We start from the raw sequence: 24,894 nt of genomic DNA, 5'->3' as shown, positions 1-24,894 counted from the left end.
AATGGAATATATGCAAAAAAACATCGTGAAAATTGAGAATCTGTCACATCGGTACAGTAAGGACTGGGCAGTGAAAGATATCAGCTTTGAGATTAAGTCTCATGGTATTTTAGGATTGCTTGGCTCAAATGGTGCTGGTAAGTCTACGACTATGAATATCCTTTGTGGAGTTTTGAATCAAACAAAAGGAAAAGTAACCATTAATGGAATTGATATGGAACAAAAACCGGTTCAAGCCAAGAGGCACATCGGTTTTTTACCTCAAAAAGCACCCCTGCATTTAGATCTAACCGTGGATGAATATTTAACTCATTGCGCTTATTTACGACTAATGAAACCAGTAGAGATAAAGTCTGCAATAAAGCAGGTAAAACATCACTGTGGTATTGCTCATTATAGTGACCGTTTGTTAAGGAATCTCTCAGGAGGATATCAGCAACGGGTTGGGATCGCACAGGCAATTATTCATAACCCTATGTTGGTGGTATTAGATGAACCGACCAATGGACTGGATCCCATACAAATACAGGAAGTAAGAAAGTTAATCAAAGAGATTGGCAGTAATAGGGCAGTAATCCTTTCCACACATATCCTATCAGAAGTACAGGCAACATGCGACGAAATCAAAATGATAGAAAAAGGCAAGCTTGTTTTTTCTGGTACTACGCAAGAATTCAATGATTATATAGAGCCTGACACGCTGGTATTAACCCTGGAGGCCTGCCCCCCTATTAATGAACTTACAGCTATACCAGGAGTTAAACAGGTGAATCCTGTAAACCAGAAAACATTCCATCTAAAATATGATAAGGACGTTACTGAAATTCTGGTAAAAAAAAGTGTGGAAAATAGTTGGCAGCTAAAAGAGATTTATGTAGAAAAAAACTCACTGGACGATATTTTTACCAAACTATCAAAAGAAAATTAACTCCAAAAACAATCAAAATAACTCATATTAATGAAGATAATATATAGAATTGCACGCAATGAATTATGCATTTTATTTTATTCCCCGATCGCGTGGCTTGTACTTATTATTTTTGTAATACAGACTGGTTCAAAGTTTACAGATTTAATAGAATTATACGAAGGAATTTTAGAAAGAGGTAGGAGTATTGACAATCTTACAGTCAAAGTTTTTTCAGGGCCATTCTCTAAACACTCTTTGCTTCAGTTTGTAAAAAACAATCTATATCTTTATATACCCTTGTTAACCATGAGCCTTCTTAGTCAGGAGTTGAATAGTGGTTCTATAAAGCTGCTTCTTTCCTCTCCTGTTAATTTCTTGCAGATCATTCTAGGTAAATACTTTGCAATGGTTGTATACAGTTTTATCCTATGCCTCATTCTGGTAATATTTATGCTAGCTGGTCTGCTTGCTATTGACTCCTTAGATTATATGTTGGTTCTTACTGGTATTATGGGATTGTTCTGGTTGATTTGTGCATACTCAGCCATTGGTTTGTTTATTTCGAGTCTCACATCCTATCAAGTAGTAGCTGCCACCGGTACTTTTGCGGTGATTGCTTTGTTAAACTTTATAGGAGATCTTTGGCAGGACATCCCCGTCATTAATGAGATTGTTTACTGGATTTCTATGTCTGGGCGGACTAGTCAAATGATAACTGGCTTGATAAGTAGTAAAGGTATATTATATTTTCTTATCGTAATTCTGTTATTTATTAGTTTAACTATTCTTAAGCTATCATTAGCAAAACGTTCCACTTCATTGGCAGTTAGATTTGGAAGCTATATGGCGGTTCTAACATTTGCAATCGCACTTGGGTATATTACTTCAAGACCTTTTCTAACTACTTATTATGATACAACGGCACTCAAAAGACAAACTCTCACACATGAAAGTCAAGAAGTAGTCGCCAAACTAAAAGACCATCCTATAAAAATCACATCATATGTTAACATATTCAGTTCTCTGGCTGGAATAAGCGGAACACCTAAACATTACAATAAGAATTTCAGACAGTTGGAGAATTACATTCGTTTTTTGCCGCATTTGGAAATGGACTATGTATACTTTTATGATACTATTCCAGGAAATCAAGATTTTTATAAAAATAACTCGGGATTGGATGGAAAGGAACTGGCTCAAAAGGTAGCCGCGTCATATGGAATAGATTTTGCTGATGTATTATCACCTGATGAGATAAAGGAAAAAATTGATCTTAGTGATGAGGATAATCATTATGTAAGACAGGTGGAATACAATGGTAAAACGGCGAAGATCAGAATGTTTTTTGATCTAGATCATTACCCCTTGCAAGAGGAGATAACTGCGGCGCTTAAACAGTTAGTGACCACTTCTCCAAAGGTAGCCTTTACCCAGGGACATGGGGAGCGTAACTTAGCAAAGAATGATTTAGATTATCACTCATCAACCGTTAGCGGTGTATTTGATAGAAGGTCCCTGATTAACAAAGGCTTTAATTTTACCACCATCACATTAAACTTTAATAGTATCCCTGATGATATTTCTATTCTCGTGTTAGCTGATCCTCAAATGACGTTAAACCAAAAGGAAATAGAAATGATCATTCAATATATTAATCGTGGAGGTAATTTGCTTATAATGGCAGAGCCGGATAATCGTGCTTACTTGGAACCAATTGTTTCGCGTCTAGGTATTAAATTTGTACCAGGACAATTAAAACAACAAAGTGAAGATTTTTCACCCGATTTTATTCTTGGGAAGGTACCAGAAAGCTCATTAATGCTTTCTGAGTCTTACACTTTTAAAAATAGTGTGAAAATGGAATATCCTGTTTCAATGCCGGGCGCAATGGGCCTGGCATATCATACAAACAGCCCATTTGAAATAACACCAATCGTAATCACAAATAAAAATACAATAAACGACCTAAACAGTATCGAAGAAAGCGAAGTTTACAAATTAACTTCCTTTAAGAGTCATAAAAAAGAGGTATTACCTATTGCCCTCGCACTTAATCGAAAAATCGGAGAAAAAGAACAAAGGATCGTGGTGGTGGGTGATGCCGATTTTATGAGCAACAGAGAGTGGGGAAGACGAAACGTATTTACAATGAATCGAAGAGAGTTTGTTGACAACATGTTTAGATGGCTTTCTAATAACGAGTTCCCTGTTAATGCTGAATACCCTCCTGGAAAAGATAAAAGAATTACGATTGATGACTCTGGCATTCAGTGGCTACGAATTCTCTTCCTAGGGATCATACCTGGGTCTACGTTAATCTTAGGTGTTATAATACTAGTACTAAGAAGACGAAAATAAAAAAATTCGAAACATTGTTTCGCAGAATTAGCGAGGAACATTGAATAATGATTATAAACTCTAAAAATTTAAGATTTTGATAGCGAAAATATAAAGATGATGTAACCTTTCAACAATAATTAGGGTATTTCTAATTTTAGGAATTTTTTCTATATCCAATTAATGATTTATAAGTATTAAAAAAAGAATTGGGAAAAATCCCAATTCTTTTTTTAATACTTATTCACATCAAGTGCACCTTCATAGAGCAGCAGTAAATGTACCGCTGGCTTGTATTTCACAGGTACTACTTATAGTATAAAGAGTAGTTTGACCTTGTGTAACACATTTGATTCCAGGTGCCATATCGCAAGTTCCAATAGGTTTACAAGAAGCCAGTGTACCTACTACTGTAGCGGCTATGGATTCTGATGCGACTGATACATTAGTTGCAATGGCACCTGCGAGTGCAAATGCAAATGCAAAAGCGGATAAAACAATTTTAGTCATTTTCATGATAATAAATGTTTAGAGTTTTAAAATAAGTGATCTACTCTTTTATAGGTTTTCGATCTTTCCTCTCTTTGGTATGCCAAAGTTTAAGCAAAGGCAGATAAATGAACGGGTATCATTTTTAAAATCACCCTGGCTTACTGATCAGTAATATTTTTAGCGAAGACAACTTTTTATTCATGATTTTTTGCTTAAAATGTCCCATTATGATGAGAAATCTAATTTAATATTATAGGTCACAAGATAGCGATCATGGGTAGCCACCAATATTTCATTATTGAAAACCTGAAATCTTGATACTTTTTTTTCTTTGTGGTTAGGAATTAAAAAGCTGAATTTGTATAGATTATTTTTTAGGTCGTAAACATCAATAATTGTTGAATTTTGAAGTGCATCCAAGTGATCATTTTTAGCCAACAATGTTGAATAGATAAACAAATAATTACCTGATACACGACTCAGTGCGTTGATTATCTTCGATCGTGATGTTAAGGTCTTAGCCCTATCGGATTTTATCTCAGCTATTTTTAGTTGTGCTGTGCTAAAGGTATCAATTGTATGACCACGATAATCCAGATTTAAATTCCTATCGTAGACAATGAATTCGTTTCTGTAATAGTATGTATAAATCAATTTATCTAATTCTTTACTGAAATTTAGCCATCCATCCACACAAAAAGAACCGTCTATTTGCTTTTCGAGTAGGCTATGTTCAATCCGTACATATGGAGTATCCTTTGTTATAACCCCTAACTCATACTCCATATTAACACTGCTTTTAGTCCGTATAGCAAATAAAGAGTCTCCGATTGGTAAAGATTGATCAAAATAGGCATCTTTGTTTATGAGACGTTCTGCCTGCCATTCACCTATTTTGCCTTGAAAGAACCCCGGCATTTTGCCATCTGCCAGATAAAAGTAAGGAGAATCTACTTTTACATTTAAGACCCTTGTCAGCTTGTGATCTTTCCTATTCCTAATATTCATTCGTATATGTTGGGTATCGGTTAGTATGATATTGGTGATAAGAAGATGTAAAGGAGCAGTTGCATTACCCATATAAACATTATCACCCACCATACCAGCGATATAGTATGAATTATACTTGAGATCAATTTCATTATTTTTTTTTATGATAACAGGCCGATAATTTCTGACAAGAAATATTACGTTCCGGAGCATTTTTATCTGATAATGCGTAAAGAACTGATACAAGAGCTATACTGAATAGTAAACAACCTGTTAAAAGAACAATTGGCTTTGGTTTCACAACTACTTTCATTTTATTCATTATTTTAAGCCATGGTCAGAGAAGTATTAATTTTCTCTTTAGAATAAAACATTACTATTCCTCCAACTGCAAGCAAAACAAAGCCAATGTTGAAGATTAGGTGTTCAGTCCAACCCATACTCTCTAGTATACCGCCGCAGGAACAAGGTATTTTATAGCTAAATTGCAGAATAGCGATAATATAGACTGTAAACATAGTCATAAGGGTAAAAGCAGCATATAGACCTATCAGACGGAAGCGCCCCCAAACCAACATTCCGGCGATCATGAGCTCTAAAATGGGTATGCCCCATGCCACAAAACCTGCATAATTCACTAGCAGTGGTGACTTCCCGATTTGCACTGTGAACTTCTGCACATCCATCAGCTTCATGACAGCGGCATAAGTGAATAATAGTATGAACAGCGCACAAATGATTTCGATTGCAAGTTTCTTTTTCATCTTATGTTATATTTTCAGTTGATGATTGTTTAGATTTTTGTTTCTTTTTATAGCTTTTTTAAATCAAAAAGCCGATTTTGATTAATATCTTTCCTTCCCCTGCCCTGGGCGCCCAGGTGACGGGCGCGGGGCTAAGGGATTGGGGAGAATAGTTGTATCTGTTTTGTTATCGGTTGAATTAAATTACATTAGCCATGGATTGAAAGTAGAGACTTGCCCGGAAATTGTCAAGACCCAAATGCAGAATCCGTAGGTTTGACCCCCTAAATTCCGTAGGTTTACCCCCCCCCCTTTTCGTAGGTTTGTCCCTTTTTTGGAGGGTTTACTGCCCTTTTCGCAGGTTTGACCGATGGTTTCGTAGAATTTAAACGCTCTAAATTCATGATGACTTTGTTGATTGATATTAAGTGTTTATGAATTAAATATGAATTGAATATTAAATTTTAAATAAATAAAACCGCATTAAAACATTCCCCTTCATTTTCCCGTAACTTCCAGAACCAGCTTTTCTAGACTCCGGATTTCAAAGAAACTGACTAACATAAGTTTGGACAGCTCACACTGAAAATTCAATAACTTACTCGGATTGAAGTAATGGTTAATGAATTTTAATAGGAACGGTATACGCCGTTTTTGCATGGAATTAATTGATTTTTCAACCACAAAAAAAGTATCATGAGAAAGGATTCTAATGGTTCACACAAGCTTCTGTCTACAGAAAATGCAAATTTTTCGGATATTGAAATAAGAATTATACAATTGATCTGCAGGGAATTTACCACGGAAGAAATCGCACAAGCAACAGGGCGCAGTAAAAGAAGTATCAACAAATACAGACAAAAGTTGCTAATTAAAACCGGTTCTACTAATGCTATTGGTATTTTAAAATACGCTATCAGGCATCAGATATTCCTGAATGATTAAGGTAGATTATGGATACTTGCCTTTGGGGTATTAAGTGCGTATGATACCCCAGGGGCATTTCAGGGCTTAACCCCAGTCATAGTGAAGTGTATGCTTCGTGCAGGTGTATGGGGTGAGTATCTGCTGTCAACACTGCAAAATTTCGGGCATCGGTCCAGGTGAACAAAACTTCATGTTCGTAATGATACCCGACTTCAGGTTTGTCTTCTTTCCTGTTATTACAAGTATATAGTCTGGTTTCTTCCGGCACATTCCTTGATTTTTTCGTAAAGTTGCGGGGTTTCGGAAGAAAAAAAACTCATTCCCTGCCTGGTTATTCTGGTACAGATCTCCTGGGGGATTTCCCGCTCAAAAAACGCTGTGACATCCCGGTTTGATACCGCTTTTGTAGCTACCAATGTGTGGATAGTTTTTTGATGGCCATCCCGGTCGATACAAGTACAGTTATAGATTTCATCGCTTCTGGTTTTTACCGGAAATTTATCTTTAATGGTATCTTCAATCACATGCACAAAAGTCAGGTTGTCTACTGTTACACCAATACCTAACACCTTTGCCTTGTATTTCATCATTTTGTACAGCGGTGAGTGGACACCACAAGGGTAAATATCATCTTCGTGCCCTTGTGTTAACTCCCGCGCATGCCGGCCAATGGCTATTACACTGTTTGTCGGGTGAAAACTCCTGCAGGCATTCGGATGGCTCCGCAAGACATCCGATAGCTTCCCCATAGCGGAAGGGCTATCACGGTAAGAAAAAACAATTTCATTTTCATTGATATACGTTTCTGCCCTGGTATTAAATTGCCAGCATGGAAAAAGCAAAGTTCCCTCCTCGCCTACCGATTCCTGAAGAATGGGCATAATTTCATATTTTGGAAAATCGAGGTAAAGCCTCCGCATCGAAGCGTGTATAAAAAGCACATCCCCCTTTTTAATTTTCAAATCATCTTTCAGAATCGCTACAAAAGCTTCCTTGGTGAGCCTGGGGTTATATTTCTTTTTATAAGCGTTAAATCGCTTTTTGACATAGCGGTGAAGCGACGGTGATACTTTGACCAAATATTTATCAATGAGTTTTATCATGCTTGCCGATTTTTATCCGAAATACTCCGGTAAGTTACAAATGACAAGTCATCCCCATACTTTTTTTTCATCGACAAAACAAAATCCTTCATCAAATTCAAATGATATTTGCCCATAGATTTTGGATGTGAAATGACTGTCAGAAATATTTCTTTTTCCTGTTGAAATTTTTTCACGTTATAATTGACAATTTTATCAAGCATATTTAACGTCATATAATCACGGTCAAAACTTAAAACTATGGGATTACTGGCCATTTGAATTTTATTTATCCAATTTGTTTTTTTTGAAATAGCCTGGAATCCCCTCCCCGAATTATTATATTTTCTCGATTGAATCTTTTTCCTGTCCCGCATTTTAGTCATTCTTCTTCTAAGAATATTTAAAAAGTTGTTTGGCATACTTGTTATGGGATATTCAAGAAGATACGAAGGTGATTTTGTCACTTCATGAAGCGGTCCGTCTTTTGAGATCTTCCAATAATTAGCACCGGGTGCCTGACGATAATCTATTTTGCTAAATGAATAGTTCTGATATAACCCTTGTATTACTGAACTTTCATACCGGATACCTAAATCATACAGAGCGTTAAGAATAGTTTTCGACGCTGGTTCGACATTGTAGCCACCGGCACGGAATGCCAAACACCGGTAACCCGGGTCAACTTCACGGCACATCTCATGTAACGCCGTATAAGCCAACCTAATGATTTCACCAATCGAAAAATTGGGGTCTTCTTTGAAATCACTTAAAGCAAATTTTAAAGAAGGGATAATCTTATCATGCTCAAACTCAGAGTCCATCCAATGGGGGTGGATGTGTAATTGCACGTCATGGTTATCTCTTAAGGCGGCTTGAATTTGGGATTTAAACCGGTCGTAATAGCTGATGTCCCATGCTTTAAACCGAATTGCCGAGCAGATGTCAGCAAAAAGTACTATGGGAACACGCAACTGATTAGCCAAAGCAAGTAAATGCTGTCCGGGTTCAAACAACCCTTTTTCGTACGACGCCACCCAACCGAGTGGAAGCTCATAATCAAAAGTCAAGATAATTTTTATTTTCATCAAGATTGACAATCATAAGCTAGTGAACCATAGAAAGCGCTTATTCGAGGCTTTTCAGTCAAATAGGTCAGCGCTTCTTTTCTTTCGTTTTGCTTCGATTCAGGCAAATGTTCCAATAGGCTTTTCAATGGATCTGATTTTTGGTCCTGATCCAAAATAAGGGTCTCTGTTTGCATTCTTTATATTGTTTTGGAGGTTTAAAGATAGAAAATTAGTATAAAATCACAAGATACCGGATTTGCCGAATCACTTTATTTGGCTATTTAGTCTGACATACACCTTTTGTACGGAATAACCTGATTATTTTAAAGGACAAAAGTCCCTGTATCCTGACGAAGTCGATGAAACGTTTGTTTAAAACGATTAAATGCACTATTTTTAAAGGTAGTGGCCTTTACGGGCATGGCGGTTGGTAGATCTCAAAAGTAATACCTCTAAAAGATCCAATTTAAAACGTGAACAGGGAAACAGACCAGATAAATAAAATTGATAAATACGCCAGTGGCAAAACACTTGTCTATGCTGCGGCAGTACTCTCGGGCATACTTATTGCACTGACCCTCATTCCATTCGGAGAGGGTGGCGTGCATTGGTCATTGGCATTTTTTGGCCGTCTTCATCCGCTTTTGGTTCATTTACCTATTGGAATCCTGCTGGGTCTTTTCGCTTTTGAAATCTTGCAGTACTTTCGCCCCTCATTGCAGTTACAAACGGCATGTGGAATCTTGCTTTGGCTGGCAGTGCTTACCGCCGTTCCTACTGTGCTGGCGGGAAAAATGCTGGCTGCGTCCGGAGAATATGGCAGCAGTGTGTTCACCACCCATATGTGGTTCGGGCTGGCCACCACTTTACTGAATATCTGGTTGCTGGTACTTTACAAAAATACTTCTTTAAAGAAAACCGGTAAACTTAGTCCCTACCATGGATTACTTTTTGTCAATGTGGCTTTGTTAAGTTTTACCGGCCATTATGGGGGTTCGCTGACGCATGGTTCCAATTATTTGACCGAAAATTTGCCTGATGAGGTCAGGGCTTTTTTCGGTGATGATCCTTATGCCATGGACGGATTGTTAGCGATGGAAGCCTCTCAGGTGAATGAAACGCTTAAAAACTTTAACTTTGCCAATGATATCCGGCCTATTACCGAAACATATTGTGTGGGATGTCACGGGGAAGAGAAACAAAAAGGAGGGCTGCGCCTGGATGAAATAGACCCTGACCTGGTGCATGGCAAAGATGCTGAAACGTGGCGGGCGATGCTCGACATGGTTAACAGCGCAGAAATGCCGCCAGAGGATGAAAAGCAACTTACGGATGAAGAAAGAAGGGTTCTGGTCGATTGGATCACTGCCTCCATCCAGCAAGCTGTTGAGATCAGAAAATCGGAACAAAAACCCTTGATCCGGCGATTGACAAAAAATCAGTATACCCATACACTGAACAACCTCTTGAACTTGTCTGTCGATTTTGGCGAGGTATTACCCGATGACGGAAAGTCGGAAATGGGTTTCAGCAACAATGGACAAGTACAGCAAATATCGCCACTGCATATCGAATATTACAAAAAATTAGCCCGGGAGGCACTGGATAAAGCCATAGGTCCCGCAGAAAAACCCAGGTCTACACGATATAAAATTACTTTTGGTAAAGGCATTGGACGCGATAAACCTGCCGCTATGATTGGAGGCTATCAAAGCGCACCCATCAATTCGGATGATTTCATTGTTGAAATCCTCGACGAAAAAGGACGGCCCAAAAAAGCATTGGACAGCTTAGGTGAGGCCCGCCTCAATGAAATCAAAATGAATATTGGTATCGGTATGCGGGGATCCACAGCAGACCGGTATGAGGTGGTTGAAGAGGGGATTATATTATATTCGGCGCTTCCTCATAAAGAGGTAACGCCCAAATCCTGGCAAGGGCCTTCCCCTAATCTGAAGTTGTTGATACGGGACCATTATCCCACAGAAGGCCATTTTGAGTTTCGGGTAAAAGCCGCAAGAGGATATCAATGGTATACCCAAAAAGCGGGTTTTATCAGTTTAAGGGATAACTTACCGGCAGAAAAATCGGATGGGGCCATCATTTTGCAGGCAGCGGACTGCCAGCAAAAACAGAACCTTGAACTACTCAATAACCGACTCGTCCCCAAAGAAGTAACTGCCGGCAGCAACGCCAGGTACACCTTTGATGCTCCATGGAACGGATATTATCAAATCGACTTCATACACCCCTATGTCCGGGAAGATGCCATGCCTTCTGTCCGCCTTCGTGTAGACAGGCACCGGCTGGAAGAAAGGCTACACCTGAATAAAGCCCTGGAAAAGGAAAAAGAATTGGTCACTCCCCTCACCCTGGCTTACCTGGAAGAAGGAGCACATACACTTGAAATCGGAGGACCATTTTTTACCGGATTTAACCGGGTAGTGGTTACCCCGTTTCCTGATGATCATCCATTGGCTATACAGCTATCACGTGAAAACGAAGAAAGCCGGAAAAAATATGACCAGGATACGCCGGTTATCCGAACGTTTGCCGGTGCCCGTACAGATGACGGTATGGACTATAAGACATTCGATGACTTTAAAAATGTAACTGCAAAGCTGGGTGAGCCGGAGCAATATATCTTTAAAGGGAGACTGGAAAACCTGCCAATTCCAGCGATCGACACAGTGGATACAGAAATCCTGGCCAATATCATGATCATTGGATTGTGGAACGACTTTCTCGTAAAAGATAATCAGGATTCAGGCCCTCCCCTGCTGATAAAAGAACTTGAATTCGAAGCCCCTTATCATCCTGAATGGCCACCGGAGAGCTATTCATCCATATTTTTCCCTTCACCGGACCAGGAAGACAAAGAAATGTATACACGTCAGGTATTAAAGCAATTCATGGAGCGTGCCTATCGACGCCCCCTCGTTAAAGGTGAAACCGACCGCTACATGGAATTTTGGCAAAGTATCAAAGATGACTACACGCGCTATGAAGATGGCGTAAAGGAGGTATTGATCGCCATATTATGTTCTCCCAATTTCATTTATCTGGCAGAACCGGAAGAGGATGCCTCTGACGACCGGCAGCAATTTTATCTTGCTGCACGGTTATCCTATTTCCTGTGGAATTCCCCTCCTGATGATGAACTCTACAACCTTGCAAAAAAAGGGAGGTTACATCGCAAAAAGGAATTAAAGAAGCAAGTAAAACGCATGTTGCAGGATGACAGGAGCTGGCATATGATACAAACCTTTTCAAAAGAATGGCTGCGGGTAGACCGCCATGAGAGTATGAGCACCAATGTCAATGAGTATGAGACATTCACAAGGTTTGTAAAACAGGATATGACCAGGGAAACTTATCACTTTATAAACCATGTGCTGCAGGAAGACCTGAGTATCCATAACCTGATTGATTCAGAATTTGCCCTGCTCAACCAGAACCTGGCCGAGTTTTATGGCATCGATAGCGTCAAAGGTAATCATTTCAGACCGGTAAAAGTCAGGGCGGATATGCACCGGGGCGGATTACTATCACAAGGTGCTTTTTTAAGCGGGCATTCCGACGGTACCCAGGCCCACGCCATTAAAAGGGCTGTATGGCTTCAGTCAAAAATCCTCGGCGACCACCCACCTGATCCCCCACCTAATGTGCCGGAATTAGATCCTGAAACGCCGGGCTTTGAACATCTGACATTGAAAGAACAGCTTTTTCTACATCGTGACAAGGCTTCTTGCATGGATTGCCATCGCAAAATTGATCCTTATGGGATTGCCTTTGAGAATTACAATGCCGTAGGCGTTTTCCAAACCATGGCGAACCAAAAACCTATCGATGCCAAGGCAGAATTGCCTGATGGTAAGGTAGTAAATGGTATTGATGAAATAAAATCGTATATTATTAATGATAAAAGCGACGACTTTACACGCTCCCTGGTTAAACATTTGTTTGCCTATGCTATGGGGCGCGATGTCACTTTTGTGGATGAGAAAGAAATAGAAGCCATTGTCAGGGACGTCAAGTCCGATGGATACCGGTTTCAGGCAGTATTTGAAAATATTGTGACCAGTCGCTCATTTCGAGGTGAATTTTAAATAAAAAAACTATGGGACGTAAATCCTGGCACTTAGACAGAAGAACATTTTTAAAAGGGTTGGGGGTCACCTGCATGCTCCCCTATCTCGAAGCGATGGGTATGGGTAGTACTTTTAGTAGAGGTAAAACAGTCCAAGAAGCCGCCAAACGGCTTTGCTTTGTCTATTTTCCGAATGGCGTAGGCCTCCCTCCCATTGAAAATCCCGCACACAAAAAATGGAGCTGGTTTCCTTTAGGTGAAGGAAAAGACTATCGGTTTACCAGAACCCTGGCACCCCTTGCTTCACACCGGGAAGATATCTCTATTATAGGTGGTCTCAGCCATCCGCGCAGCCGGCATTTATTGGGGCATCTGGCAGGTGATACATGGCTCACCGGAGGTGATTTGCGAGGTAACGAATACCGGAATAACATTTCCATCGATCAGGTGGTGGCCCAAAAGTTCAGTCGACACACACGTTATCCGTTTCTGGCGCTTTCAACGGATGGCGGCGTAGGTTATAAGTCCAGGGTTTCCACTCTTTCCTTTGACCACTCCGGAAACCCCATCCCTTCAGAGCACCGGCACCGGGAGATTTTTGAACGTTACTTTGCACCCGGAGGTGGCGCTGCCACAGAAGCCCGCCGTCGCAGCCTGAAGCAGGATCAGAAAATTGTGGACCTGGTGTTGGAGGATAGCAAACGCCTTCAAAGACGCCTCGGCAGGCACGATCAGCTCAAGATGGACGAATACATGACTTCCCTGAATACGGTAGAAGAGCAAATAAAGCGTAACGAACAATGGCTGGATATCCCTATGAAGGATTTTGACGCCAGTCATATCAACTTTAATGTCAATGCCACGGTAGATCCTGAAAGTTATGTCAGGTCCACCTTCGACCTGATGGTCCTGGGAATGCAAGTGGATCTGACAAGGGTTATGACCTATATGATGGCCAGGGAAGACGGCATGGGCTTTGGAGAAAATTTCCCTAAACTGGCATTGGGCCTGCAGCGAGGGCACCATGCCATCAGTCATGATAAGTCTGCAAACCATTGGGAGGAATGGGGCCGCTACGACCAATGGCTGGCCAAACAGTTTACCTACTTTTTGGACCGCATGAAAAACACCTATGACGAACATGGATCCCTGCTGGACAATACCCTGATCCTCTACGGCAGTGCCTGCAGCACCACCCATGATGCGGTTAACTATCCGCTTGTGCTGGCAGGAGGAGCCAAGATGGGCGTAAAACACGGTGCCTATGAGAAATTTGACGACCATGTTCCCATGTCCAATCTTTTTGTGAACATGCTGCATACTTTGGGTATTGAAATGGATAGTTTCTCGGATAGTTCCGGAAAATTGGACACGAAAATATTGAGGTAAATTTGAAAAATCCCCCGCCTGTTAGTCATTTAAAGTGCCGATAGCTAAGTCTCATGCACCAGGTAACTTGTAGGGCAATGGCCATGATTTCATACATATACCGATTGAAAAAGATATAAATCAGAATAAATTTTTTCAGATTAAAATTGATTTTGTCAGTATTATGTTAGCTTTAAGAGTACAATCAGATTTAAATCGCATAACGTCAAAATCATGTAGATTGTATGCCACAGATATCACCAGGGGTGAGAATATCAATCAGGGGGGAAGGTTTTATAGTATCGAAACTACGCTACGAAATTCCACTTTCAGGAATGATGCCATCCAGATTGCCGATAAAGCGGCAATTCATAGAGCCAATTATCAGTTTGTTCCCACTATTAAGGCGCTGGTTCTGACCTCAGCAACACCACATAATGGCAAGAGAAAAAAATTGGATATGAAATATGATATTAAGAGCCCTTCCAAGTTGTTTTGCCTTACCCGGAGAGTTTGATACCAGAATTTTTTCCAGTGTATTTGCGTCTCCAAAAAGTATAGCTTTTTCAGCCATCATCCAATGTTCAGTTGTTGGAGACACCACCCCATCTACCTCGAATTTACTTGACCACCATTGACTAAAACAGGAGCTGGTAATCTCTCCACTCGGATGTTTTTGATGTCCCCAAAAGAATAGGAACTTCAGCTTTTTAGAGGCTTGATATGCCTTTTCAATCCCTTTTCTCATATAGTCCATCAATTAATACTAACAGTTTGAAAGTTATTGAACAAACTCTTCTATTAGGTAAAATTTACTTGGATGAACGAAGAAACAATTTCTAATACCATTATCCTTCTCTCTGAGTATAGAGGTCACTTTTTTTAGTCCTTCTTTCGTATGATTATAGAAATCGTAACCATACTTCTTAAATATCGACTCAAGTTCCGGTTCAATAGTATCAAAAAGGGTTTCACAAATAAATATTGGTTTCATTTGCTCTAGAATAACATCCGAATATTTTAAAATGAGATTTTCAGTCCCTTCTGTATCCATCTTAACTAAATCAATACGCTCTTGAGAGGTATCGGATACGTACTCGTTGAAGGTTTTTGTTTTAACCGTGGTAGCCACATAGTTTCGCTGAGTAGTTTTAGTTCCAGCATTACCCTCTCCTGCTAAATTATGCTCAAGATAAGTGTATTTCTTGTTTTTGATTTCAAAGAATGTCATGCTACCAGTCTTTTCCGATAATGCTATTTCTTCGACTGTTATGTTTTTAAAATTGTTTATGCTTACATTTTCTTTCAAATAAAACAATGGACTATTGGCAGGTTCAAATGCAACAACATTGATTTCGGGATTTTCCATCTTAGCAAGCAATAAATAATACCCGATATTCGAACCTATATCATAAAAGACTTTTACCTTTTTGATGAGTTTTATGAAAATATCTGTATATTCAAAATTCCGGTATCCCTCCCAAAATAATAGTTGAGTCAGGTAATTAGTCTGATTTGTTTTGATCTTTAACTTTTTACCATCTTCGTTTTTTATTATCAGTACACCTGAAGGTGGAATTTTGATTTTGTTGGGTAATACAGGAGCAAGGATTTTATTTATGTTCCTTAAAACTTTATTAATCGTAGGACTATATATTATTTTATAAAATATCTGTTTCATTTCGTGTTCAATTTTTACTAACATCTTGATAAAATAAGTGCGCTTACCCTCTCTGAAGTCCCAAACTTTCTTTTTGACTTCTGATCTTTTATGAAGAGAGCAAGCGCATTCATTTTTATCTATGGTGTGTGCCTTGAATGGTGAATATAACTCTAAAAAAGGAGTGTTCCAAAGGGTGAAAGTCCCTTACGCGCTGGGGTTGTGCCCGGAAGCGAAGCAAGTGGCAAGCTGTTTTGCCGTGAGGCATTCAGTGAAGTAAGCAAGCCTGCGGTGTCTGTCTCTACATTTTTCAGGATCCTGCGTTTTAAACGCTTTGCAAATTTTGTGCGATGGGCTTTTTCTTCATCTTCCTCCACTAACAGCAGGTCGTAATCGCTTTTATACTCATAGGTAGTGCCATTTTCCACATATTTATCTTCCACCCGAATTAAATTTGAAGGCCTACCCTCACTCCTATTGTTATGCTAACTTACTAATTTATCTAAGCTTCTCTATGTCTTAAACACTACCTGATGTAAAGTGGGTAAATGGGTGGGTAAAAATATTTTCAAACAACCACGAACATCTTCTGAAAAATACGTTATTATATAGGGATATTAATAACAACAAAATCGATAAAACTATGGCAACTACCAAAGCCACCGGTAAAGGGAATAAAGCAAAGACAGACGATCACAGGGAAAAACTAATCAGCGCATACAAAGAATTTGTACTGCTCAACGGTCATGAGCCACCATCGGTTTTTCAATTTATGAGAGTGTTGGATATGGCAGAAGAGGATTTCTACAAACACTTCGGGGCTTTTTCGTCGATACAGCGGGAAATCTGGAAGGAGTATATTACCAATACCATGAAAGTGTTGCAAGAGGATAAGCTTTACGCAGAATATTCCATCCGGGAAAAGCTGCTCGCCTTCTACTACACCTTGATGGAAGTGCTGAAAAAAGACAGAAGTTACGCACAACTTTGCTTCAGGGACGCTAAGAGGCCGGAACTGACCCCTTCGTTTTTAAAAAGCTTTAAAGAGGATTTCAACGATTACATCCGGCAGTTAATCAGCGAGGGGTTGGCATCTGAGGAAATTGTGAAGCGACCCGTAATCACTGAAAGATATCATGACGCATTGTGGTTACAGGTGCTGTTTGTGATCAACTTTTGGCTGAAAGATGACAGCGCCAATTTCGAGAAGACAGATGCTGCCATTGAAAAATCCGTGAATTTATCGTTTGAACTTATGGGCAGGGGGCCATTGGATATGATGGTGGATTTTGCCAAATTTTTATATCAGAATCGCTAGGAACAGGAGAAAAGAATATGAAGGAGCAGATTAGTATACCTACATCGAAGGTACAGAGGGCGTCAAAATTTATAAAAACAGGAGCCAGGATAGGCGGAAATTATTTGAAGCACTACGGCAAAAAGTTATTCAATCCGGAGCTTACTAAAGATCAGTTAAACGCTGACAATGCCGAAGACATCTATGAGTCACTCAGTGAGCTAAAGGGCAGCGCGCTGAAGGTGGCGCAAATGCTCAGCATGGACAAAAACGTTCTGCCCACCCCTTATCAGGATAAGTTTGCGCTGTCACAATACAGTGCGCCGCCACTGTCTTATCCGCTGGTGGTACGCACCTTTAAAAAGTATCTCGGCCAGGCGCCGGAGGGGATTTTTGACTCTTTCACAAAAAAAGCTGTGAACGCCGCTTCCATCGGTCAGGTGCATAAAGCCACGCTCGACGGAAAGGAGCTGGCCGTAAAAGTGCAATATCCGGGCGTGGCAGACAGTATCAGCTCAGACCTGAAGATTGTCAGGCCAATAGCGGCTCGTATGTTCAAAATTAACACGTCTGAATTGGAACAATATATAGGTGAGGTAGAGGAAAAGCTTATCGAAGAAACAAATTACAGCCTGGAATTGCAGCGCTCTATGCAGCTTACGGAAAAAAGCGCACATCTCGATAATCTTTGTTTTCCCACATACTATCCGGAGTTCAGCAGTGAGCGGATACTGGTCATGGACTGGATCAACGGGATTCATGTAACGGAATGGGTCAATAAACAGCCCACGCAGGAGGAACGTAACAAAATCGGTCAGGCTTTATGGGATTTCTATCACTATCAGGTTCACGAGTTACAAGAGGTGCATGCTGATCCGCACCCGGGTAATTTCATCATTACACCGGATCATCAATTGGGAATCATCGACTTTGGTTGTGTCAAGGTAATTCCAAAAGACTTTTATGACCAGTATTTCAAACTGATGCAGAAGGATATCCTTGACGGCGCTTATGACCTGGAAGGACTGTTTATGGAGCTCGGTTTTTTGAGTCCGCAGGATACACGAAGGGAAAAAGAGTTTTTTATGTCGCTCTTCAGGGAAATGATCGAACTTTTGGGTCGCCCTTTCAGGTATGGTTCCTTTGATTTTGGTGATAACAGCTATTTCAAACAGATTTATGAGGTAGGCGACAGGGTATCACGGATGAAAGAGCTTAGGAATTCCAAAACGGCAAGAGGCAACAGGCATGGGCTATATATTAACCGGACCTACTTTGGATTGTACAATTTATTAAATGAATTAAAAGCTGAAGTTGTGATCAATAAAAATTGAACACAGGTATGTTTTTGAGGTGGCAGGTGCTTAAATTGCCATCAAACAAAACAGATTTCCGGACACGGGATTCATGCAATCACTCAGCCAATTTTCTCCGGATGCATGACCGTTGCCTGCCCTTCAATGCAGACTTTATTCTCGGAATTTAAAAGTTGGCAATAAATATCGGCCCTGTTTTTTTCTTCAACAATCTCTGTTACCTCAAAGGTGGCAACATATTTTTCTCCGGTGTATACCGGTCTTCTGAACTTCATTTCCTGATACAGATATATAGTACCTATACCTGGGAAAACAGTCCCGAACACCTTCGAAAAAACCGCCCCTGATAAATATCCGTGAACAATAGGTCTTTTAAAAACCGTTCCGGAGGCATACGCCTCATCGAGGTGGATGGGGTTGGTATCTTTGGTTAACGCTGCAAATTTTTTTACTTCATCCTGGGTAAATGACACATCGTGTGTGCACGTATCCCCAACTTCAAGTTTTTCTTTTTTCATATATATAATTAATTTCCTGTAACAGACAGGCAGGTCAGCAAAACCTGCAAACGCCGGTAAATCCATCGATGGGAATATTGCCCGTGATTATCGATCATAATGCCGCCTTCTTCCTTTCACCGTTTGACAATAGTCCTCATAATCTCGTCTTAATAAATGTGCGCCTATTGTCAGACTTATTTTTGTATCCTTTCCGTATTTTTTATCCAATAATGCAATAACGCAATCAGCTACGCCGGGAGAGGTAAAGTCTTCACGTCGAACTTCTATCTCTAAATTGTTAACCGTATAAAAATATATCCGGCGCATGATGATTTCTTGTTCTAAAGCCTCTTGTTTATCTTTAGTCAGTCGGTATATTTTACTATCTATTTTCACAGGTGAAAAGTTCAGATTCAAGTGACTGAAATATTCGTTATAAATATCATTAAAGGATTCTTCCGTAAGGTTTTTTAAAAGACAACTCACATTTTTATTTTTCACCCTAAGATGATCACCTTCCTTTGTGATCGTAAACACTTTTGCAGTATCTATCCTCGCTTTGGGTGCATAAAAATAAATATCTTCCGCTTTCATGTGCTTAAATTTATTGGTCCTTATTAGCTTGGATTCACCTTATAACAGAAGGTATTGATGCAAATTTAAATGCTCATGTCTGCTGTTTTTATGCTAAGATAGCGGTTTATCCCAATTTGTTTACAGGTTATTTTCGTGCTTTGTGAAAAATTTCCATCAAAAATCTTTTTATTTTCCATATTTCAGGGTGGTGATCGGGAAGAAAAAGGTCCTTTTATGAATAAAGAAGATCAGGAAATAAGTAACTTAACCGCGTGATGCATTTTCCTTTACTATCAGATATTGTCATTATTCTCGGAGCTTCAGTATTGATTATTCTGGTGTTTCAAAAGATCAAATTACCTCCTATTATTGGTCTTTTAGTGACGGGTGTTGTGGTCGGCCCACAGGGTCTGAGCCTGATCAAGGCAAAACATGAAGTTGAGTTATTGTCTGAAATCGGTGTGATTTTCCTGCTTTTCGTTATCGGCATTGAATTCTCGTTGAAAAATTTGGCGAGTATCAAAAAAGAGGTGTTAATCGGTGGTTCGGTGCAGGTTGGGATAACTATTTTGGTTACGGCGCTTGTTTCCCATTTCATAGGATTAAGCTGGGAACAAGCGGTTTTTTTGGGTTTTCTTTTTTCCCTGAGTAGTACGGCCATTGTATTGAACCTTTTGCAGGCTAATGGTGAAATTACAGCTCCCCATGGCCTGTTATCAGTAGCTATACTGATCTTCCAGGATATTATAGTCGTACCGATGATGTTGCTGGTACCTATATTGGCCGGCGAGTCTGAAAATATGTCATCGACACTGGTGTGGCTGCTGATTAAGGTAGCCGGTGTAGTCTTGCTGATCATCGTGCTTACTAATTATGTGGTGCCCTATATTTTAAAACAGGTGGTACAAACCAGGAGCCGTGAGTTATTCATTCTAACCACTGTGGTCATATGTTTTGCCACCGCCTGGCTCACCTCTTCAATAGGACTTTCTCTCGCCTTGGGAGCCTTTTTTGCCGGCATGATTATTTCCGAATCAGATTATAGCCATCAGGCAACCGCCAACATTATCCCTTTCCATCAGATTTTTATAAGCTTTTTCTTTGTCTCCATCGGCATGCTGCTGGATGTTCAGTTTGTCTTCGACAACATCTTGTATGTGATCCTGCTAACACTTTCTGTGACGATCACCAAATCTATCATAGTGGGGTTTGCGGTCATCATGTTGCGTTATCCTTTGCGTACGGTAATTCTTACGGCCCTGAGTATTTTCCAGGTGGGTGAGTTTGCCTTTTTATTGGCAAATACCAGTATGCAGTACGAATTATTGCCTGATAATGTATATCAGTATTTTCTCGCCACCTCGATAGTTTCCATGGGTATGACCCCATTACTTTTTAAGTTTGCCCATCAGTTGACCGATTTACTGGTTAAGGTGCCCGGCGCCAAACGCCTGGAACCACAAACCATAGCCCCCGACACGCGTATATCCCTCGCCGAAGAGCTAAACGATCACCTGGTAATCATCGGGTATGGGATCAATGGTAAAAATCTGGCCAGGGCGGCCAGAAATGCTGACATACCCTACCGGATCGTGGAGCTTAATGCCAAAACCGTAAAAAGTGCCAAAGCAGAAGGTGAACAAATTTATTTTGGTGACGCAACGGAAGAAAGTATCCTGAAGCATTTATTTGTGCATAAAGCCCGGGTCGTTGTGATTGCCATCTCCGATCCCAAGGCCACCAAAAAGATTGTCTCCCAAATCCGTGGGTTGTCTAAAACCGTTTATGTCATCGTACGGACACGTTTTGTAAAAGAGATTCAGGAAAACCTTCAGGCCGGTGCCGATGAGGTAATACCCGAGGAGTTTGAAACTTCCATTGAAATTTTTTCAAAAGTATTGTCGAAATATCTCATTCCTGCCCAGGAAATTCAAAGCTTCATCGACCTGATCAGATCCCAGAATTACGAAATGTTCCGCAATCCCGGACACCTGACTGCCCGGCAAAATGGTGTACATCTCGATATTCCGGATGCTACCTTTGTGAGCCTGCCAGTCATTCAAAGCACCAACAAGATCGTCGGAAAAACCCTGCGTGAGTCGGATTTAAGAGAAAAATATAATATCAATGTCATCGCTATTAAAAGGGAGGAGAAATTTATTTCACATGTCAGGCCGGATGAAGTGATAGCACAGGGTGATACCCTCTATGTATTTGGTACCAATGAAGCTGTGAGTCAACTCAGCCAACATATATGCCCTTAATAGTTTCCCGGCCTCACATGCCTCACTCCCGGTATGTTGTTCCCTGATTGTGAATTATGTGTATTATACTTAGTGGTTTAACAGGAGACTGTGTTGGAAAAAAAGTTTATCACGATTACACCTGCGGTGATTAAAACTATTCCCAATATGGCTGGCATATCCGGCTTTTGACCGAAACGGAGGTATCCGATAACCCAAATCAGTACAATGCCTACACCTGCCCATAGGGCATAGGCTATCCCAACAGAAATTGCTTTTAGTGTAAGTGACAGGAAATAGAAGGCTGAGCTGTATCCTAATATCGCAAGCAAAGAAGATAAAAGCTTGGAAAAACCGCTGCTTTCTTTCAATGCAGCGGTAGCAATGACTTCGCTCATGATGGCAACTAATAAATAAATCCTTTTAAAACTTATACCGATTTTCTTTTTATGCGGTACTCCACAAATGAACCAATTCCAAATTCCCACCTGGGTAATTGATCGCAGGTATTTACCCAGTTCACCAATGTTCCAAGATGTTTCGAACAGATGGTCACTTCATCTCCTATTTTATGAGTAAAGCCAAGCCCCGGGCTGCCTCGATCCTCTGTTGGGGCAAACATGGTTCCACAGAAGAGAACCAGACCATCCGGGTATTGATGATTTTTGCCAATAGCCTGGGCGACCAGTGCTTCCGGAGTACGACTTATTTTATCCATGGGTGAGGAAGCTTCCATCTGAAAGCCATCTTTTCCGCGTATCCGCAAATGAATGTCTTCTTGTTTGATCTTTTCCAATGTAAAGGACTCATCAAAAAGCCGGAACAACGGCCCGATCGCACAGGAACCGTTCTGATCTTTGGCCTCTCCCAGCAACAAGGCGCTGCGTCCTTCATAGTCCCTCAGATTCACATCATTGCCCAAAGTCGCTCCCACAATAGCCCCGTCCCCGGATACTGCCAACACCACCTCGGGTTCGGGATTATTCCATCCGGAATCTGCCAGGACCCCAATTTCGGCGCCAAAACCAACTGCAGAAAAAGGTTGGCTTTTTGTGAAAATCTCAGCATCCTTTCCAATACCGACTTCCAAATACTGGGACCACATACCCTGTTTCTGCAACTCAGCTTTCAGCCTTATGGCATACTCAGACCCAGGTCTGACCGTATGAAGGTCAGCACCAATTTTATCGGTTACGATGGCTCTGATTTCGGCGGCCAGGGTTGCGTCTCCTTTTGCCTTTTCTTCAATTACCCTTTCCAACAGGCTTTGGATAAAGGTTACGCCGCAGGCTTTTATCGCCTGGGTATCATTAGGGGCAATAAAATACGGGAGCGTTTCGTCTTTTTGCAGGTAAAGGGAATTTTTGAGTATGTCGGTTAAATTACCCAGTTTGGGAAGCGGTGCAAGTGCCCGGAGTGAAGCCACCGGATGACTGGCATTAATCAGTTCACCGGTTGATCCATAATGATCGGAGAGGTCGTAGACGTATCTATCCTTTACCTGCACCACATGAGGCCCGGCGACTCCCTTATAAGCCAATGACCCGGGTACCTGACACCTGCCAATCCAGGTGCCCTCTTTAGCGGCATGAGGAATTACATCATCAATTTCTTTACCGGTCATGCTTCTACTTTTTCCGCAGTATATTGGCCGTTCAGCAAACGCATAATACCTCTGGGGTTTTCATTTTTTAAGGCTTCGGGAAGGTGATCATCAGGAGCGTCCTGATAGCAAACCACACTGCAAAAACGTTCAATAGCTGCGGTACCGACAGAGGTGGAAGCCGCAAACGTGGTGGCCGGATAGGGTCCTCCATGATGCATAGACGGACAGACTTCCACGCCTGTTGGGAACCCGTTATAAATGATTCTACCTGCCTTTTCTTCCAAAATTGTTTTTAATGCTTCGCTTTCCGGATCATTGTCTGAATGGATGGTACCTGTCAAATGCCCTCCAAGCCGGCTGGCCGCCCGGAGCATTTCATCGATATTTTCACACTCGACAAGAATCGCCACCGGCCCGAAAACTTCTTCTTCCAGTTCCGGATTTTCTAAAAAATCGCTGCCGCTTACACTAAACAGGGTGCCGCCATTAACGACCCCACCTGCTATGGTAGTCAGCTCCTTTTTGTGGTCATACGCATCCAGTTTTTTTGTTAACCCCGATTTGATACCTGAATTAAGCAAATTACCGGTCTGAATGTCCCCGATGGCCTGGGTCAATACTTCTTTGAAAGCATCGGAGTCACCGGATTTCAGGACAAAAACGAGCCCGGGTTTGGTACAGAACTGTCCTGTGCCCAGGGTGATAGAGCCTGCCAGTCCCTGGGCTATTTTGTTTACACGGTTTTGGATGGCTTTAGGCAAAATAAATAACGGGTTGGTGCTGCCCATTTCAGCATATACAGGTATGGGTTCAGGCCTCGACGCCCCCAGGTCGTAAAGTATTCTGCCTACGTGAGTACTGCCCGTAAAGCCTACTGCCTTTATCTTGGGATGTTTCACAAGCTCGGAGCTGACAGAAGGTTCGGCCCCTTGCAACAGGCTAAAAAGACCTTGGGGAAGATTGTTTTTTTCGATGGCTTTTTCGATAGCGCTGGCGCATAACGCTGAAGTAGCCGGATGACTGGGATGCCCTTTTACCACCACCGGATTTCCGGCGGCTAATGCAGCGGCGGTATCCCCGCCCAAGGTAGAAAAGGCAAGGGGAAAATTAGAAGCGGAAAAAACGGCAATAGGGCCCAGGGGTCGCAAGACCCTTCTGATATCGGATTTTGGAATGGGCGTCCGGTCGGGTATGGCGGTATCGATGCGGGCCTGTTGCCAGCTTCCCTCACGTACCAAAGCCGCAAAGGCGCGTAATTGCCCACACGTACGGCCCCGCTCTCCGGTAAGGCGCGGAATGCCCAGTCCCGTTTCCCGGTGGCAGGTTTCCAAAAGTTCATCCCCCAGTGCTTCAATTTCATCCGCTACATCTTCTATAAATGCCGCTCTTTGATCAAAATCAAACATTTTGTAAATCACATAGGCACTGGCGGCTCCCTCTACCGCACGATCCACCTGGGACTTTTCCACCCCCTGATGTACCCCCAACTTTTCTTCATTGGCGGGATCATAGGAGGTGAATGAGCTTCCTGCCCCATCCTCCCAACTCCCCGCAATCAGGCTTTTTGATGCTGTCATAAGTCTATTTAGTTATAGTTATTTCATTGATTTGGTAAAACCGCTTTAAATGTAACTATTACTTTCAACAAGCGGCAGGATATAGGGAATTTTTAAGCGGTTTTTCCAAC

Annotated in this window: 22 protein-coding genes; 8 read left to right on the top strand and 14 right to left on the bottom strand. The window is 41.3% G+C overall.

The window, feature by feature from the left end:
* The first annotated feature begins 10 nt into the window (after nt 1-10).
* Entirely contained in the window at nt 11-928 is a 918-nt protein-coding gene (locus AC04NP_RS10125; RefSeq protein WP_482859580.1) for an ABC transporter ATP-binding protein, read from the top strand.
* Between the two features lie 30 nt (nt 929-958).
* Nucleotides 959-3,268 (top strand): Gldg family protein, encoded by a 2,310-nt coding sequence (locus AC04NP_RS10120; protein ID WP_482859579.1) that lies wholly within the window; start codon nt 959-961, stop codon nt 3,266-3,268.
* A gap of 240 nt (nt 3,269-3,508) precedes the next feature.
* Here AC04NP_RS10120 and AC04NP_RS10115 read toward each other — a convergent pair whose 3' ends face one another.
* The 3 genes from AC04NP_RS10115 to AC04NP_RS10105 form a co-directional block, all read right to left on the bottom strand.
* Entirely contained in the window at nt 3,509-3,763 is a 255-nt protein-coding gene (locus AC04NP_RS10115) for a DUF6520 family protein (protein WP_482859578.1), read from the bottom strand.
* A gap of 201 nt (nt 3,764-3,964) precedes the next feature.
* Nucleotides 3,965-4,942, bottom strand: a complete 978-nt coding sequence (locus AC04NP_RS10110; RefSeq protein WP_482859577.1) for a hypothetical protein — start codon at nt 4,940-4,942, stop codon at nt 3,965-3,967.
* Nucleotides 4,943-5,055: 113 nt separating this feature from the next.
* Complete coding sequence (locus AC04NP_RS10105) at nt 5,056-5,493, bottom strand: MauE/DoxX family redox-associated membrane protein (protein ID WP_482859575.1); 438 nt, start codon at nt 5,491-5,493, stop codon at nt 5,056-5,058.
* 675 nt (nt 5,494-6,168) lie between these two features.
* On the opposite strand from AC04NP_RS10105, the gene AC04NP_RS10100 reads away from it, so the two are divergent.
* Nucleotides 6,169-6,417, top strand: a complete 249-nt coding sequence (locus AC04NP_RS10100; protein WP_482859573.1) for a helix-turn-helix domain-containing protein — start codon at nt 6,169-6,171, stop codon at nt 6,415-6,417.
* A 218-nt stretch (nt 6,418-6,635) separates the two neighbouring features.
* Here AC04NP_RS10100 and AC04NP_RS10095 read toward each other — a convergent pair whose 3' ends face one another.
* The 3 genes from AC04NP_RS10095 to AC04NP_RS10085 are packed head-to-tail and all read right to left on the bottom strand — an operon-like array spanning nt 6,636 to nt 8,745.
* On the bottom strand, nt 6,636-7,502 hold the full coding sequence (locus AC04NP_RS10095; RefSeq protein WP_482859572.1) for an AAC(3) family N-acetyltransferase: 867 nt from the start codon (nt 7,500-7,502) through the stop codon (nt 6,636-6,638).
* On the bottom strand, nt 7,499-8,569 hold the full coding sequence (locus AC04NP_RS10090) for a polysaccharide deacetylase family protein (protein ID WP_482859570.1): 1,071 nt from the start codon (nt 8,567-8,569) through the stop codon (nt 7,499-7,501). Before AC04NP_RS10090 ends, AC04NP_RS10095 begins: the two co-directional genes overlap by 4 nt.
* Nucleotides 8,569-8,745 (bottom strand): hypothetical protein, encoded by a 177-nt coding sequence (locus tag AC04NP_RS10085; RefSeq protein WP_482859568.1) that lies wholly within the window; start codon nt 8,743-8,745, stop codon nt 8,569-8,571. Before AC04NP_RS10085 ends, AC04NP_RS10090 begins: the two co-directional genes overlap by 1 nt.
* A gap of 279 nt (nt 8,746-9,024) precedes the next feature.
* Between AC04NP_RS10085 and AC04NP_RS10080 the strand changes: the two genes are divergently transcribed.
* Together AC04NP_RS10080 and AC04NP_RS10075 are read left to right on the top strand one after the other, a co-directional pair.
* A complete protein-coding gene (locus tag AC04NP_RS10080) occupies nt 9,025-12,660 on the top strand; it encodes a DUF1592 domain-containing protein (protein ID WP_482859567.1) in 3,636 nt (1,211 codons plus the stop codon).
* An 11-nt stretch (nt 12,661-12,671) separates the two neighbouring features.
* On the top strand, nt 12,672-14,030 hold the full coding sequence (locus tag AC04NP_RS10075) for a DUF1552 domain-containing protein (protein ID WP_482859566.1): 1,359 nt from the start codon (nt 12,672-12,674) through the stop codon (nt 14,028-14,030).
* A gap of 400 nt (nt 14,031-14,430) precedes the next feature.
* Here the strand turns inward: AC04NP_RS10075 and AC04NP_RS10070 are convergent, their stop codons facing one another.
* The 3 genes from AC04NP_RS10070 to AC04NP_RS10060 form a co-directional block, all read right to left on the bottom strand.
* Nucleotides 14,431-14,757, bottom strand: a complete 327-nt coding sequence (locus AC04NP_RS10070) for an NADAR domain-containing protein (RefSeq protein ID WP_482859564.1) — start codon at nt 14,755-14,757, stop codon at nt 14,431-14,433.
* 33 nt (nt 14,758-14,790) lie between these two features.
* Nucleotides 14,791-15,690 (bottom strand): FkbM family methyltransferase, encoded by a 900-nt coding sequence (locus tag AC04NP_RS10065; RefSeq protein WP_482859562.1) that lies wholly within the window; start codon nt 15,688-15,690, stop codon nt 14,791-14,793.
* Between the two features lie 152 nt (nt 15,691-15,842).
* Complete coding sequence (locus AC04NP_RS10060) at nt 15,843-16,112, bottom strand: hypothetical protein (protein ID WP_482859561.1); 270 nt, start codon at nt 16,110-16,112, stop codon at nt 15,843-15,845.
* A 200-nt stretch (nt 16,113-16,312) separates the two neighbouring features.
* On the opposite strand from AC04NP_RS10060, the gene AC04NP_RS10055 reads away from it, so the two are divergent.
* On the top strand, nt 16,313-16,987 hold the full coding sequence (locus AC04NP_RS10055; protein WP_482859559.1) for a TetR/AcrR family transcriptional regulator: 675 nt from the start codon (nt 16,313-16,315) through the stop codon (nt 16,985-16,987).
* A gap of 17 nt (nt 16,988-17,004) precedes the next feature.
* Nucleotides 17,005-18,300, top strand: coding sequence for an ABC1 kinase family protein (locus AC04NP_RS10050; protein ID WP_482859558.1), 1,296 nt, complete (start codon nt 17,005-17,007; stop codon nt 18,298-18,300).
* Between the two features lie 83 nt (nt 18,301-18,383).
* Here the strand turns inward: AC04NP_RS10050 and AC04NP_RS10045 are convergent, their stop codons facing one another.
* Both AC04NP_RS10045 and AC04NP_RS10040 read right to left on the bottom strand, forming a co-directional pair.
* Nucleotides 18,384-18,800, bottom strand: coding sequence for a MaoC family dehydratase (locus AC04NP_RS10045; RefSeq protein ID WP_482859556.1), 417 nt, complete (start codon nt 18,798-18,800; stop codon nt 18,384-18,386).
* Nucleotides 18,801-18,887: 87 nt separating this feature from the next.
* Nucleotides 18,888-19,376: a hypothetical protein gene (locus AC04NP_RS10040; RefSeq protein WP_482859554.1), complete on the bottom strand. Its 489-nt coding sequence runs from the start codon at nt 19,374-19,376 to the stop codon at nt 18,888-18,890.
* 257 nt (nt 19,377-19,633) lie between these two features.
* Between AC04NP_RS10040 and AC04NP_RS10035 the strand changes: the two genes are divergently transcribed.
* Entirely contained in the window at nt 19,634-21,622 is a 1,989-nt protein-coding gene (locus AC04NP_RS10035; RefSeq protein WP_482859553.1) for a monovalent cation:proton antiporter family protein, read from the top strand.
* A gap of 77 nt (nt 21,623-21,699) precedes the next feature.
* Here the strand turns inward: AC04NP_RS10035 and AC04NP_RS10030 are convergent, their stop codons facing one another.
* From AC04NP_RS10030 to AC04NP_RS10020, 3 genes are read right to left on the bottom strand one after another with little or no spacing between them, the layout of a single operon-like run.
* Nucleotides 21,700-22,020 carry a DMT family transporter gene (locus tag AC04NP_RS10030; protein WP_482859763.1) on the bottom strand — a complete coding sequence of 107 codons (321 nt, stop codon included), beginning with the start codon at nt 22,018-22,020 and terminating at the stop codon, nt 21,700-21,702.
* A gap of 11 nt (nt 22,021-22,031) precedes the next feature.
* On the bottom strand, nt 22,032-23,225 hold the full coding sequence (locus AC04NP_RS10025; protein WP_482859552.1) for a fumarylacetoacetate hydrolase family protein: 1,194 nt from the start codon (nt 23,223-23,225) through the stop codon (nt 22,032-22,034).
* Nucleotides 23,222-24,784, bottom strand: a complete 1,563-nt coding sequence (locus tag AC04NP_RS10020) for an aldehyde dehydrogenase (NADP(+)) (RefSeq protein ID WP_482859550.1) — start codon at nt 24,782-24,784, stop codon at nt 23,222-23,224. The genes AC04NP_RS10025 and AC04NP_RS10020 overlap by 4 nt, the downstream gene beginning before the upstream one ends.
* Nucleotides 24,785-24,894 lie beyond the last annotated feature (110 nt).

The sequence above is a fragment of the Agaribacillus sp. DX54 genome (assembly GCF_056858335.1).
The sequence above is the reverse complement of the archived record's forward strand: the minus strand, read 5'-3'. Positions and strand labels throughout refer to the sequence as shown.